The 13294-nt window shown below is 56.0% G+C and carries 14 protein-coding genes; 9 read left to right on the plus strand and 5 right to left on the minus strand.

Annotated elements, in window-relative coordinates; translation table 11 throughout:
• Positions 1 to 30: 30 nt before the first annotated feature.
• The gene (locus HMPREF9451_RS03585; protein WP_009138945.1) at positions 31 to 315 is read right to left on the minus strand and encodes a transposase; all 285 of its coding nucleotides are present in this window, start codon (positions 313 to 315) and stop codon (positions 31 to 33) included.
• Here HMPREF9451_RS03585 and HMPREF9451_RS10250 point away from each other — a divergent pair.
• Positions 303 to 911 (plus strand): hypothetical protein, encoded by a 609-nt coding sequence (locus HMPREF9451_RS10250; RefSeq protein ID WP_051000960.1) that lies wholly within the window; start codon positions 303 to 305, stop codon positions 909 to 911. The two genes, HMPREF9451_RS03585 and HMPREF9451_RS10250, sit on opposite strands and share 13 nt — an antisense overlap.
• Before the next feature lie 82 nt (positions 912 to 993).
• Here HMPREF9451_RS10250 and HMPREF9451_RS03595 read toward each other — a convergent pair whose 3' ends face one another.
• Positions 994 to 1785 carry a hypothetical protein gene (locus HMPREF9451_RS03595; protein WP_009138947.1) on the minus strand — a complete coding sequence of 264 codons (792 nt, stop codon included), beginning with the start codon at positions 1783 to 1785 and terminating at the stop codon, positions 994 to 996.
• A gap of 261 nt (positions 1786 to 2046) precedes the next feature.
• Here HMPREF9451_RS03595 and HMPREF9451_RS03600 point away from each other — a divergent pair, with 261 nt between their 5' ends.
• Positions 2047 to 3126, plus strand: coding sequence for a TerC family protein (locus HMPREF9451_RS03600; RefSeq protein ID WP_009138948.1), 1080 nt, complete (start codon positions 2047 to 2049; stop codon positions 3124 to 3126).
• A gap of 126 nt (positions 3127 to 3252) precedes the next feature.
• Here HMPREF9451_RS03600 and HMPREF9451_RS03605 read toward each other — a convergent pair whose 3' ends face one another.
• On the minus strand, positions 3253 to 4158 hold the full coding sequence (locus HMPREF9451_RS03605; RefSeq protein ID WP_009138949.1) for a diacylglycerol/lipid kinase family protein: 906 nt from the start codon (positions 4156 to 4158) through the stop codon (positions 3253 to 3255).
• Positions 4159 to 4233: 75 nt separating this feature from the next.
• Here HMPREF9451_RS03605 and rnd point away from each other — a divergent pair, with 75 nt between their 5' ends.
• From rnd to HMPREF9451_RS03635, 6 genes are all read left to right on the plus strand, one after another.
• Positions 4234 to 5382 (plus strand): ribonuclease D, encoded by a 1149-nt coding sequence (gene rnd / locus HMPREF9451_RS03610; RefSeq protein WP_009138950.1) that lies wholly within the window; start codon positions 4234 to 4236, stop codon positions 5380 to 5382.
• Between the two features lie 93 nt (positions 5383 to 5475).
• Positions 5476 to 6168, plus strand: a complete 693-nt coding sequence (locus HMPREF9451_RS03615) for a zinc metallopeptidase (protein ID WP_009138951.1) — start codon at positions 5476 to 5478, stop codon at positions 6166 to 6168.
• Between the two features lies 1 nt (position 6169).
• Positions 6170 to 7474 (plus strand): exodeoxyribonuclease VII large subunit, encoded by a 1305-nt coding sequence (gene xseA / locus HMPREF9451_RS03620; protein ID WP_009138952.1) that lies wholly within the window; start codon positions 6170 to 6172, stop codon positions 7472 to 7474.
• 9 nt (positions 7475 to 7483) lie between these two features.
• The gene (gene xseB, locus HMPREF9451_RS03625; protein WP_009138953.1) at positions 7484 to 7744 is read left to right on the plus strand and encodes an exodeoxyribonuclease VII small subunit; all 261 of its coding nucleotides are present in this window, start codon (positions 7484 to 7486) and stop codon (positions 7742 to 7744) included.
• Positions 7745 to 7822: 78 nt separating this feature from the next.
• Positions 7823 to 8167 (plus strand): histidine triad nucleotide-binding protein, encoded by a 345-nt coding sequence (locus tag HMPREF9451_RS03630; protein WP_009138954.1) that lies wholly within the window; start codon positions 7823 to 7825, stop codon positions 8165 to 8167.
• 21 nt (positions 8168 to 8188) lie between these two features.
• Complete coding sequence (locus tag HMPREF9451_RS03635; RefSeq protein ID WP_009138955.1) at positions 8189 to 9391, plus strand: acetate kinase; 1203 nt, start codon at positions 8189 to 8191, stop codon at positions 9389 to 9391.
• Between the two features lie 217 nt (positions 9392 to 9608).
• Here the strand turns inward: HMPREF9451_RS03635 and pta are convergent, their stop codons facing one another.
• The gene (pta, locus tag HMPREF9451_RS03640; RefSeq protein WP_009138956.1) at positions 9609 to 10598 is read right to left on the minus strand and encodes a phosphate acetyltransferase; all 990 of its coding nucleotides are present in this window, start codon (positions 10596 to 10598) and stop codon (positions 9609 to 9611) included.
• 235 nt (positions 10599 to 10833) lie between these two features.
• Between pta and HMPREF9451_RS03645 the strand changes: the two genes are divergently transcribed.
• Positions 10834 to 11868, plus strand: coding sequence for a glycosyltransferase family 2 protein (locus HMPREF9451_RS03645; RefSeq protein ID WP_009138957.1), 1035 nt, complete (start codon positions 10834 to 10836; stop codon positions 11866 to 11868).
• Between the two features lie 136 nt (positions 11869 to 12004).
• Here HMPREF9451_RS03645 and dinB read toward each other — a convergent pair whose 3' ends face one another.
• Positions 12005 to 13261, minus strand: a complete 1257-nt coding sequence (dinB, locus tag HMPREF9451_RS03650) for a DNA polymerase IV (protein WP_009138958.1) — start codon at positions 13259 to 13261, stop codon at positions 12005 to 12007.
• Positions 13262 to 13294: the final 33 nt, after the last annotated feature.

Below are 13294 nucleotides of genomic sequence, written 5' to 3' on the forward strand. Positions count from 1 at the left end.
ACTCGAACTTGGCCCTCTTCGCCGAAAGCCCTACAGCTGCCTGCTGGCGAAGAAGGCGCTCGCTTTTAAAAGTATCTCGTTCTCCCTCCTCAGCCTCTCGTTCTCGCGCTTCAGCCTGCGCAGGTCCTCGGCCATCTGGAACGGGTTTCCGTCGGGCGCCGCGTCGGCGGCGGCCTTCTTCACCCAATCCGACAGGCTGCCGGGGTCGCATCCGAGCCCGCGCGCCACCTCGGCGTACGTGGTCCCCGATTTCCTGTACAGCTCGACGGCCTTCTGCTTGAACTCGGCCGTGTACTTGGGAGATGGCGTTCCCATCGTGCCCCCTTTCCCCGCTTCCGGCCATCATGCCGAAACGGAAATCCACTCGTCAACGGATCTGGGGCAGATTCAGATTCACCCTGCGCCGGGCCGAATGGTGGGCCGAGCGCCTCCTGCGGTGGTGCGACTTCCGGTCGGGCTTCCTGGCGCGGAGGAGCCTCGTCGACGGCCGGCTCGTCTACGCGCACGAGCGCCTGCGCAAAGCGCGTCGGGGGATCGTCTCCCTGGTCAACGCGGGCACGCTGTTCACGTACCTCGACCCCGCGCTGTCGGCGGAGGGGCCGCTCCCGGCGACGAACAACGCCATAGAAGGCGGGGTGAACGCGCAGCTGCGGTCCGTCCTGAGGAACCGCCGCGGCCTGTCCACGCCCAAGCGCGTCAAGGCCGTCTTCTGGTGGTGCTGCATGCGCGTGGAATGCCCGAAGGACATGCCCCGGACCCTCCGCGAGATGCCGACCGATTCGGACATAGGGCTCCTGCGGGCGGAATACGGAATCGACGCCGAAGACGTCGGGGCCCCGAAGAAATGGGGAGAGGGCATCGTCTGGGAGGAATTGCACCATAAGACGAGGTATCCCTATTCGACGGAGTGAACGAAGTTCCCAGACACACTTTTTGTGTCCTATAACCCACAAAAGAAAAGGCCCTGCGGGGCCTTTCTCCTTTCTTGGTAAGCTACTTCTGCATCCGAATGCCGACGTATTGGGCGGTTTCAGGCAGACCTGAAATATTGTATACGTCTGCAAGGGGGCAAGCGGATATGCGCCAGGCATACGTTCCGGAATCTGTTTGGATGGTTCCTTCTTTGTAGGTGTTTCCCACTTCGTCTATTCCTTCGTCCGATATGGCGACGGCGTTGTTGTCAGCCCACCCTTCGCTTTCGAGCGCTGATTGAATCGCCTGCCCTGCATCGGCAGATTGAAGATCCGCGTAGCGAATCCTCATGGAGACGCCTTCCTTGCGCTCGGTCGAGAAGCGCCACGAACCTACGAGATACTTTGACGCCTGCACGGCATCCATCTTGCCTATGCCGCCGGCAAAGGCAACCATGGCATCGTCGACGGTAACATCCGACGGCAGCTTCATCATGTCGAAGCCCTCTTCGCCTTCGCCGAGCAGATTGACCGTTGTATATCCTGCGTCCTGCAAAGCCGTTGCAATCGATCCGTCGTCGAGGTCGATGTAGTCCTGCAGGACCGGAAGATCGTAAGAGACGTTTCGGTGGATGTTCTCTTCGATGGTTGCCGCCGAGCGTTCTTCGCCATGCAGGATTTGGTCGATGGCCTTTGACCCCGCAAATCCGCCGATAACCGCCGCTATGACGGCACCTGCGACGCAAGCGGCCATGACAAGGCGAGGAGGGTCGAAGGGGCGCTTGAGAACCGACCCGTCGAGGTAGCGGATTGCACCATGGGTAGCTGTTTTTGGGGCATGAGGGTGATCATGCGAAGGTTTCGTATGGTTCATCAGATTCCGTTCTCAAAAGAAACAATCTGCGTCATTATAGCACTGCGCATTTTTCGACTTCGTCTGGACGATGCGCATGCTATGAGGGAGTAGTTGGCATCATGTTTAGATGCGGCACGTCAACAGACCCGGTTTTTCACCTGGCGTGCCTTAAATAGCGAGACTCTGGCTATAACGTGCGAACCGTCGTTCGCTTGTATTGGTTATGCCGGGGTCGTGATTCTGTGCGTCTGTGCTCCGGTTTCGTATGAAAGGAGCACTGTGGATCTTTCCATCTTCGCCACGCCAGAAGCGTGGATCAGCCTTGTCACGCTGATTTTCCTCGAAATCGTCTTGGGTATCGATAACCTCGTCTTTATCTCCATCACCACGAACCGTCTGCCGGAGGAGAAGCAACACATCGGCCGCAAGCTCGGTCTTGCCGGCGCGCTCGTTATGCGCATAATCTTTTTGTGCTTCGCATCGTATCTCGTGCATATGACCACGCCAATTTTCACGCTTGATTTTGGCGCGTACCACCACGGTCTTTCCGTTCGAGACCTCGTGCTGCTCATCGGTGGTGCCTATCTTATATATAAGGGCATCTCGGAAATCATCGACATGCTTCGTCTGACCGAGGTGAAGGCGGAGCATTCCAGCGAGCATAAAACGCTTCATATGATTACCCTCCCTCAGGCCGTTGCCACCATCATGGTCATGGACCTGGTCTTTTCTATCGACTCCGTTATCACGGCTGTCGGCATGGCCGACCATCTCATCATTATGATCATCGCCGTCATGGTCGCCGTTGTCATGATGATGGTCTTCATCGACCCCATCTCCAACTTCATCAACGGCCATCCCGAGATGAAGATGCTCGCACTCACGTTCATCGTCGCCATCGGAACCCTGCTTGTTCTGGACAGCATCGGCTTCCACACTGGCATCGAGATGCTGCATATGCCGCTTGAGAAGCTCATCGTGTATTTCGCCATGGTGTTCTGCATCGTGCTCGAGCTGATTCAGATGCGCTACAACAAGAATTTCATGGATTGGAAGAAGAGCCGCTGGCGCGAGCAAACCGCCGAGGAGATCGAGACGGTGCGTCAGAAAATGCTCGAAACCATGGAGGCAGAGCGCAAGGAAAACGCCGGGAAAGACAAGGAGAAAGACCTCCTTTCCACACCCATCTTCATTGGCGGTAATGTGTATATCATGAGCCCCGTCGACGGAGAGAGCGCGCAGTCGTTCCGTAACCTGATCCTCGAGAGCGCGGAGGCTCAGCGCTCCCTCAACGCTCCGATTGAAATTCCGTACGAAACAATCGAGGAGAACGAAGCATCTGGCGACGCTTCGAAATAGAAAAGCTCGTCTGGAACTATTCGATATGGCTTCGGGCGGGACGCTACGTCGTTCCCGCCCGAAGCGAGACGGGCTTATGCATAAGGAAGGGGACGACATCGTCGTCCCCTTCCTTATGCATATGGCTTAGTGAAAGAGCTGGTATCCCTCGTCGGACACGATCAGCCGAACTGCCTTGGGAAGAATACGCGCCAAGGCGGGAGTTTTCGTTCTTGTGGGCTCGCCGTCGTATTGGATTTCGAACGCAGGGTCTGCTTCGATGCTTATCTCAGTTCCGGAGTAGACCTCGAGGGCATCGCCGCGGTCGGGGAATCTCCCGTCTCTGTCAAGAAGAGCGGCAAAGACGGAGGGGAGGAGTTCGACGGCGTTTTTCGCCTTCAGGACCACCACATCAAGAGCACCGTCGCGTGGCTGATTGATGTGGGTCACAGAAATGCCGAGCTGAATCTGGGAGAAATTAACCAGCAGCACACCCAGGCCTTCCGTTTCGATGGTCTTGCCATCGATGGTGAGCACGATGGAGGAATGCTGCGGGACTATATTGGCTCCTGCTGCGAGAAAATACGCAACGGGACCGAAGAGCTTTTTATTGGGCGCGGCGCTTTCCATGATCGCGGCATCGTAGCCTGCGCCCGCCATGATCATGAAACCGCGCTTCTTCGAGCCGAACTCGATTTCGCCCATGTCGAATTCGAGCACTTTCCCGGAACGAGCCAGATTCGCCAACGCATGGGGCTCGTTCGGCCCAAGCAGATTCAGCGAAAGCAGATTCGCCGTCCCTGCGGGGTAGGGAAGAATAGGAACCCCCGTGTTGCGAAGGCGGTAAGCGACCGAGGCGATAGTGCCGTCTCCGCCTGAAGCGACCACCACATCAAAAGAGTCCGCATCGTCTAGAAGGCTGTCGATGGAAGTGCCTCCGTCCGAAGAGCGCAGACACACCTCATCGCCGTCTTCCACGAACGAGCGCATGAAGTCATAGATCGATCCTTCGCGATAGCCTGATGCAAGATTATTGATGATAAGTACTTTCACGGCAGATGGCCTCCCTCCAACGCTAAAATAGTACAACAGTTCTGCAATCACGTGAGCAATATCAAAGGAAAAGCGTTGTACATTACCGACCAGAAGCAGCTCAAGGAATTTGTCGCACATGCGAAGCAATCGTCCGTTCTTGCCGTTGACACCGAATTCCTGCGCGAGAAAACCTATTGGCCAAAGCTTTGTCTTATCCAGCTGGCGACCGAGGAAGTAAGTGTCGCCGTGGACCCCTTTGAAATCAAAGACCTTACCCCGCTTATCGATTTATTTGTCGACGAGAGCATTACGAAGCTCTTCCATGCCGCCGTGCAGGATATGGAGCTTATCGTCCACGCGCTCGGCGTGGTTCCCAAGCCCGTTTTCGACACCCAGGTTGCGGCATCGCTGCTTGGCGACACTCTTCAGATAGGCTATGGCGCGCTTGTGATGAGCGAATGCGGCGTGCGTCTCAAAAAAGCCGACTCATTCACCGATTGGAGTAGGCGCCCCTTGACGGATTCTCAAATAGAGTATGCGCTCGACGATGTTATCTACCTTCCGATGCTTTATCGTTCCATGAAAAAGAAGCTCGAGGAACTCGGTCGGCTTTCCTGGCTCGACCGCGACTTCGACGATCTGTCGGACATCCGCCGCTACACCGTTGACCCCCGCACGCGCTTCAAACGTTTGAAGCGCGTCAACCAGCTCTCCAGCAAGCAGCTTTCCGCTGCGCGAGAGATCGCGGCGTGGCGAGAAGAACTCGCGATGAAACGCAATATCCCGCGCAAGTGGATTCTGTCAGACGAGCAGGTGATCGAAATCTGCAAGAGGGAGCCTCGCTCCCTGGACAGCATGTTCATGGTCAGAGGGGTTTCCAACTCTTTGAAAACAGCAGAGGCACGCCAGGCTCTTTCCGCCTGCGTCCGAGGCCTTGACGCGCCAGAGGACTCCTGGCCCCATCTTGAGCGCCCCCCGAAAAGCGAGCCGAACGTAGATTCGCAGGTCGACCTGCTCTATTCGCTGGTTAAATTGCGGGCGAAAGAGGCCGGCGTTGCGTTCGGCGTCGTTGTCTCCCATGCTGACCTGGCGAAAATTGCCCGTGGTCATTTCGACCAATCCGACGTCATGAAAGGATGGCGTCGCCATCTTGTCGGCAACGAGCTCAAGGACCTCATGGAGGGAAAGATTGTCCTGGGGATCGAAGACGGCGTGATAAAAGTCACGAATCGTATACGGTAACCTTTGCGGCGCGTCTCTTTCGATAGAATACGCGTCGAACAAACTGTCTGATGATTCGGCTCATTGCAGCCGATCGCCCGAAAAGGAGTTTCGATGATTATCGCAGGCGATATGGGTCTGTATTTCGGCGTCATGATTCTTACCCTGATCATTGGCGGTGGCGCCCAGCTCTACGTTACAAGCCAGCTCAGAAAGTACAGCCACGTTCCCAGCTCGTACGGAGTGACGGGGGCGGAAATGGCTCGCCGCATGTCGGTCGACAAGGGAATATCACATGTCGGCATTTTGCGCGGCGGTCCCAACCAGGACTTCTTCGACCCCCGCAGCAATTCTGTCACGCTCGGCACGGAGGCATACGGCCAATACAGCATCACCGCCATCGCAACCGCTGTTCATGAGATGGGCCACGCTTCGCAGTACGCGGAGGGCTACGCGTTCATGAAGTTTCGCAGCGCATTGGTCCCCGTCGTCAATTTCTGCTCCAATGCATGGATGATCATCTTCATGCTCGGTCTTCTCATGGGCGCCGCCGGCGGAACGACCCTTATGAAAGTCGGCATCATCATGTTTGCCGCAGTGCTGCTCTTCCAGCTCGTTACGCTGCCCGTTGAATTCGACGCCTCCCGCAGGGGGCTTGCCTACCTGCAGGCCACGGGAATGAATCAGGCCGAACTGTCCGGCGCGTACTCGGTGCTGCGCGCTTGCGCGCTCACCTATGTCGCAGCGGCTTTGACCGCCCTGCTTCAGCTGTTGTACATGGTTCTTTCCACTCGATCGGAAGACTAGCATGCTGCTCTCCCAAGCTTCATCGCAAGGGGCCGCCACCTCGCGGCCCCTTTCCGTTTCGGAGGCCATGCAGGCTGCGAAACGTTCTCTGGAATCCATTACCGTCAAACTCATCGGCGAAGTTTCCGAAGTCAATGCGAAGGCGGGATACAAGGCCGTCTATTTCACGGTGAAAGACGCTGGCGCCTCGTTGCCGTGCATGATATGGCTCAATCGCTACCATCAATCCGGCGTGCAGCTCTGCGTGGGACAGCGCGTCGAGCTGACGGGGCGTTTCACGCTGTACGCGCCCAAAGGCCGAATGAATTTCGACGTGTTTTCCATCTCCCTTGCAGGTGAGGGGGATTTGCGCCGCCGCGTCGCGGAGCTTGCTCAAAGGCTCGAGCGCGAAGGGCTTATGGCGGCTTCTCGAAAACGTCCCGTCGGATCGTTGTACGAGCACATCGGTCTTGTGACCTCGCCGCGCGGTGCGGCCGTGCACGATGTGCTCAGGACCATTCGTCGTCGTTTTCCCGTCGCCAGAATATCGCTTGCGGGTGTTGCCGTCGAAGGCTCCCAGGCCCCGCAGGGCATCGTGTTCGGAATCGATGCGTGCGTGAGAGCGGGCTGCGAGGTCATTCTTGTCGTGCGCGGCGGCGGAAGTTTCGAAGACCTCATGCCTTTCAACGACGAGCGGCTCGCACGCGCCATCGCGGCATGTCCCGTTCCGATCGTCACCGGTATCGGACACGAGCCCGATACCTCCATAGCCGACATGGTCGCCGACGTCAGATCGTCCACCCCCACCGCAGCCGCAGAGCGCGTCTCGCCCGATTCCTCGACGCTTCTTCGAGAACTCGATGCGCGCGCTGCATCCATGAGCGCTTCGCAGCGTCTTGCAATCGAGCGCTATGAAGCACGGCTCGGACACATTGCCTCGCGCCCGCTCTTCAAAGATCCGCACCTGCTCTTTTCCACGGACCTTCTCACGCTCGACCTTCTCCATGACAGGCTTTCGCGCGCGCTGCCCGAATGCCTTGCAAAGGATTCCCTTCATCTGAATGATATGCAGCGCCGCCTTTGCGACCGTGCAAAAACCTCCTTCGAGAGATTCGAGCACGATTTGGCCCTTCGCGCAGGCCGCTTGCATGACCTTTCACCTTTGGCCGTCTTGTCGCGCGGCTACGCGATAGCCAAAGACGAAGAGGGCAGCGTCGTTCGTTCGATTCACGCCGTCCATGGCGGAGACAGGATCGACGTGGCGGTATCGGATGGCGTTATTTCATGTTCGGTCAATTGCAGTTCGCCCCATACGCAGGCAGAATAGGAGCTATCGATGAATACAGATGCGGCCAACAACGCCGAAAACAAGGAAATGAGCTTTCGTGAGGCCATGGCCGAATTGGACAGAACCGTGGCGGTCCTCGAAAGCAACACCCTGGAGCTCGAAGACAGTCTGAAGGCTTACGAGCGCGGAGTCGCAATTCTCTCCGACCTGAAGCAGCGCCTTTCTTCGGCGCAGCAAAAAGTTGATGTTCTCATGGGCCAGCTTGACGCTCCCGCCGATGATGCAACCACTGACACGACTCTTTCGTAGCCTGTCGCTCATTTGACAGTACACTGTCATACGGAATTCGAGAGGCGTGACACTATCAGGAAAGGCGGTTCTTGCATTATGGCTGACTGCATCTTTTGCAAAATTGCCGCAGGGGAGGTCCCTGCGACTGTCGTATACGAAGACGATATGGTAATCGCCTTTGACGACCTTTCTCCGATGATGCCCGTCCATACGCTCATCATCCCGAAAGAGCACCATGCCAATATCGGCGATGATGTTCCGGACGAGCTCATGGGGCATCTGTTCAACACGGTAAAAAAGGTGGCTCAGATCAAGGAAGTATCCGAAAGCGGCTATCGTGTCATCGTCAATACCGGAGATGATGCCCAGCAGTCTGTCCACCATCTCCATGTCCATGTGCTCGGCGGCGCACCCATGAACTCTGGTTCGCCAGCCCTGTAAATTCGAATACAGGAGTAATACGTGAAAATCCTTGTTATCAATGCTGGTTCGTCTTCGCTGAAGTATCAGCTTGTCGACACCGACCTAGACAAAATGCTTGCAAAGGGCCTTTGCGAACGCGTAGGAAGCAAAGACTCCTATATCAAGCATGGCGCCGATAAGGACGAACGAATCTTCGCCCAGTACATGGCAGACCACGAAGAAGCCCTGAAGGTCGTTTTCGACGCTTTGATTCATAGCGAGCGCTCCACCATCACGTCTATCGACGAAATCGACGCTATAGGTCACCGAATCGTCCACGGCGGAAATTACTTCGATTCTTCCGCGCTCATCACCGACGAAGTTCTTCAGAAGATTGAGAGCCTCTGCACGTTGGCTCCTCTTCATAACCCGCCCGCGCTCAAATGCATTCAGGTGTGCCAGGATCTTGCACCCGGGCTTCCTCAGGTCGCCGTTTTCGATACGTCTTTCTTCCAGACCCTCCCGCCTTCGGCTTACATGTATCCTCTTCCGTATGAACTGTGCGAGAAACACCAGATTAGGAAGTACGGAGCGCACGGAACGTCGCATCGCTACATCGCCAACCGCTGCGCCGCCCTTATGGACCAGCCTCTCGAGGATTTGAAGATCATCACATGTCATCTGGGCAATGGCTGCTCCATTTCTGCAATCGACCACGGCATCGCCGTTGATACCTCCATGGGCTTCACTCCTCTTGACGGTCTAATGATGGGTACGCGCTGCGGCGCGATCGACCCCGCCATCATTCCGTTCCTCGAGGAGGCTGAAGGTCTTACGCCGGCGCAGATCAACGAAATCATGAACAAGAAATCGGGCCTGCTTGGTGTGTCGGGCATCAGCAACGACATGCGCGATGTTCGCAAAGGCGCCGAGGCGGGCGAAGAGCGCGCCGTTCTTGCCTACGAGATGTACGCGCATTCCATTCGCAAGTATCTCGGCCAGTACATGATCGAGATGGCTGGCGTAGATGCTATCGTTCTTACCGCGGGCGTGGGCGAAAACTGCGACCGTATGAGGCGTCTTGCCTTCGCGGGTCTGCAGCCCCTCGGCATCATTCTCGACCAAGAGAAGAACAGCAGGAGCCACCATGGCAAAGAGCGCTTCATCTCCCACGATGATTCTCCTGTCAAAATCATCGTTATCCCGACGAATGAGGAGATGATGATAGCCCAGGATACCTACGAAATCGTATCCAAGCTTTAACGTTGTCGACGCATGGTCATATGATGAATTTGCGAGAAAGCGGACTTCGGTCCGCTTTCTTACTTCATAGAACGCAGCGCACCGGTTCTTTCCCAAAGAACGCGACTGCGGCTGAAGGTTTATATGCACCAACACCCTAGACTCAACGCATGAAAAGCGCCCTTGGAGCATATCGGAAGCTCCAAGGGCGCGTGCTTCGTCAAGAGAGAAAGGCCGTTTACTGCTCTTGAGCCTGAACGGCGGTAATAGCGACAACGCCGACGACATCGTCGGCGGAGCATCCGCGAGACAGGTCGTTCATCGGAGCGCCGAGCCCCTGCAGGATGGGGCCGTACGCTTCAGCCTTGGCAAGACGCTGGACCAGCTTGTATCCGATGTTCGCCGCATCGAGATCGGGGAACACCAGAACGTTTGCTTTGCCTGCAACGGGGGAGTCGGGGGCCTTCGATGCGGCGACGCTCGGAACCAAGGCGGCATCCGCCTGCAGTTCGCCGTCGATTGCATATTCGGGCGCCTTCTCTTTCGCCATGGCGAGTGCAGACGTGACCTTTTCCGTATCGGCGTCTTTGACAGAGCCGTAGCTGGAGTGGGAGAGCATGGCCACGCGAGGAGTGAAGCCGATGACTCGCTCGTACGATTTTGCAGTGGCAACGGCGATTTCCGAAAGCTCTTCGGCGCTGGGCTGAATGCACACGGCGCAATCGGCGAACATGAACGTGCCTTCGTCGCCGAACGCGCATTCAGGAACTTCCATGACGAAGAAGGAACTTACGAGCTTACTGCCCGGGGCGGTTTTGATGATGCGCAGTGCGGGCTGAAGAACGTCCTTCGTCGCATGGCACGCGCCGCCCACAAGGCCGTCGGCACGACCCGTCTTCAGCAGCATCGTTGAGAAGTACATGACGTTGTCCATGAGCGAACGGGCCTCTTCGATGGTCATCCCCTTCGCCTTGCGCAGCTCAAACAGACCTTCCGCAAGCTCTTCGCGAAGCTCTCCGGAGGTGTTGTCAACCACTTGGACGCCTTCGAGATTGAAACCTTTCGATGCAATTTCTGCAGGATCGCCGACAACGATGATGTTCGCTATTCCCTGGTCGACGACCTTGCGTGCAGCTTCAAGGATGCGGTCATCGTTTCCTTCGGGAAGGACAATCGTCTTTTTATCGGATTTCGCACGATCGATCATCGTGCTGAGAAACGTTGCCATACAGGCCCCTTTCCTGGTTGTGCATTCCGATCGCCATCATAAAACACGCCTGCACGCTTTGTTCGGTTTGTGGCGGGAACGTTTCATTTTTTCGGCGATAAGGAGAATACTGAATTTCGTATGATTGTCAGCGTACCCCGACGGCTGCATCCTGCGTATTGTCTATACTGAGTCGTTACATTCAATCCAAATGGCGCATATGCGCCTCTTGCCGCCTTTGGAGGGGCTTTCACTCATGAAAACCGTTTCGTTCGCTATTCCGTGCTACAACTCCGCCGATTACATGGATACCTGTATCGAATCCATCCTCGAATGCGATTTCGGCAACCGCAACGATATAGAGATTCTGATTGTCGATGACGGTTCCACCAAAGACAACACCGCCGAAAAAGCCGACGAATGGGAGCGTCGTCATCCTGGAATCGTTCGCGCCATCCATCAAGAGAACGGCGGGCATGGCGCGGCGGTCAATGCAGGACTCGAGCACGCAACAGGCAGATACTTCAAGGTCGTCGATTCCGATGACTGGCTTGACCGCGAGGCCATGGAGAGCATCATGCGATATCTGCGCATGCAAAGCGAGCTGAAGGACCCCACTGACCTGGTTATCGCCAACTACGTGTACGAAAAGGTCCACGAGGGAACCCGCACCGTCATGAACTATCGCAACGTATTTCCGCGCGGTCGCGAGTTCACCTGGGACGAAGTGGGCCATTTCGGGCAGTCCCAATACCTCCTCATGCATTCGGTCATCTATCGCACCGACCTGCTGAGGGATTGCGGTCTAAAGCTTCCTGAACACACGTTCTATGTCGACAATATCTTCGTGTACGTGCCCTTGCCGCATGTCAAAACGATTCGCTATTTCGACGAGAACATGTATCGCTACTTCATCGGGCGCGAAGACCAAAGCGTCAACGAGCAGGTCATGTATTCCCGTCGCGATCAGCAGCTTCGCGTTACGCGCTTGATGATCGACTCCGTCAACCTTCCCGACGATGTCGAGTCTCGGAAGCTCGAGAAATACATGGAGAACTACCTATCCATGATGATGTGCATATGCTCGATCTTCCTTCGCCTCGAGAAAACAGAGGATAACGAACGCAAGCGCGCAGAAATCTGGGGGTATCTCGAAAAAGCCAATCCGGCCCTTTATAAACGCATCCGTCATACCGTCTTGAATTGGGGAACGAACATTCCTACCGAAGCAGGACGTCAATTCGGCCTTTTCGCCTATCACTTGGCGCAAAAGATCTTCAAGTTCAATTAGCCTTGCGTGCCGTAATGCGCCCCGCAGGGGGGCGCATTTGCTGCGGCGTATACAGCGCATGCGCGCAAGGAGCCAATCGATCAAGAGCAAAAGCTGCGAACCGCCTGAAAAGGAAATCGGCGTAAAACAAGACGGGCTACTTATAATCAGCGGGATTTTTGGCGGCAGACCCCGTTGTCTTTTTGCTCGCATGGAGTTCTTTTCCGAAGAAAACCGCGTTTTCTCCGAATCGATTCTTGACCTTGTCAGTGGCGTTTGCGAGGTTCTTACCCGATGATGCGTCGATGTTGAGTTGTTCCGAATCGGCATGCGGATGAGCATGATTATCGGTTTCCTGCATTTCGAACGGCATAAAAAGCGAGGTTTGCTCGCTAGCGCACGATGCGAAGCCGCTTACGCCAACGCCGACGAGACGAACCTTCATGCCGGGCTTCCATATCTCGTCTATCATACGGTGGAGAAGGGGAATAAATACGAATTCGTTATCTTCCGGTCCGTCCATTCGGCGCTGGACGCTTCTCACCGATCTGTCGGAAAATTTCATCTTCAGCACGAGGGTATGCCCGGCCAGTCCCTTTTTCCGGAGCCTTCGGCCTACTTTTGCCGCCATGGTATCGACGGCGGCAGATATCTCTTCAAAGGCAACGAGGTCTTCCGAGACCGTCATTTCGTTGGAGACGGATTTGACCTCGTCATCGTTTTTCACGGGGGTTGCATCAAGGCCGAGGCAGCGATTTCTCATCATGCTCGCATTTTTGCCCCATATTTCCTTGAGGAGACCGGATGGAGCACAGGCGAGCTGACCGAGCGTTTGTATGCCGTGAAGATGGAGTATTTCTTCGGCGCGCTCTCCGACACCCGACATAGTTCTGATGGGAAGAGGGGATAGAAAATCGGATTCTCTGCCCGGGTACACGACGGTAAGACCGCAAGGTTTATCCATGTCGGAAGCGATTTTCGCAATGGTTTTGCTCGTGCCCAATCCGATAGAGCATGTTATCCCGAGTTCGGAGACGCGCTGCTGTATGCGCCGCGCTACAGAGACCGGATGCTCGCGATTGACGCGAGTAGGGGAGATGTCGAGAAATGCCTCGTCAATGCTAACCTGCTGAAGGCGAGGGCTTTCGCAAAAAAGGATGTCCATAACGGCCGAGGACAGCTCCCGATAGCGAGAAAAATGACCTCTGGTCCAGATGGCATGAGGGCAGAGCTGATAGGCGGTGGATGAAGGCATTGCGCTTCGTACGCCGTATTCGCGTGCTTCGTAGCTGGCCGTTGAAACGACTCCGTGCTTCTTCGGATCGCCACCGACTATGACGGGCTTGCCCCTCCATGCGGGATGGTCGAGCTGTTCGACCGAGGCGAAGAACGCATCCAGATCGACAAGAAGCACTGCAGGTCCTTGCCAAGGTATAAGATTGCTATC

The organism is Slackia piriformis YIT 12062, from assembly GCF_000296445.1.
GTDB lineage: Bacteria > Actinomycetota > Coriobacteriia > Coriobacteriales > Eggerthellaceae > Slackia > Slackia piriformis.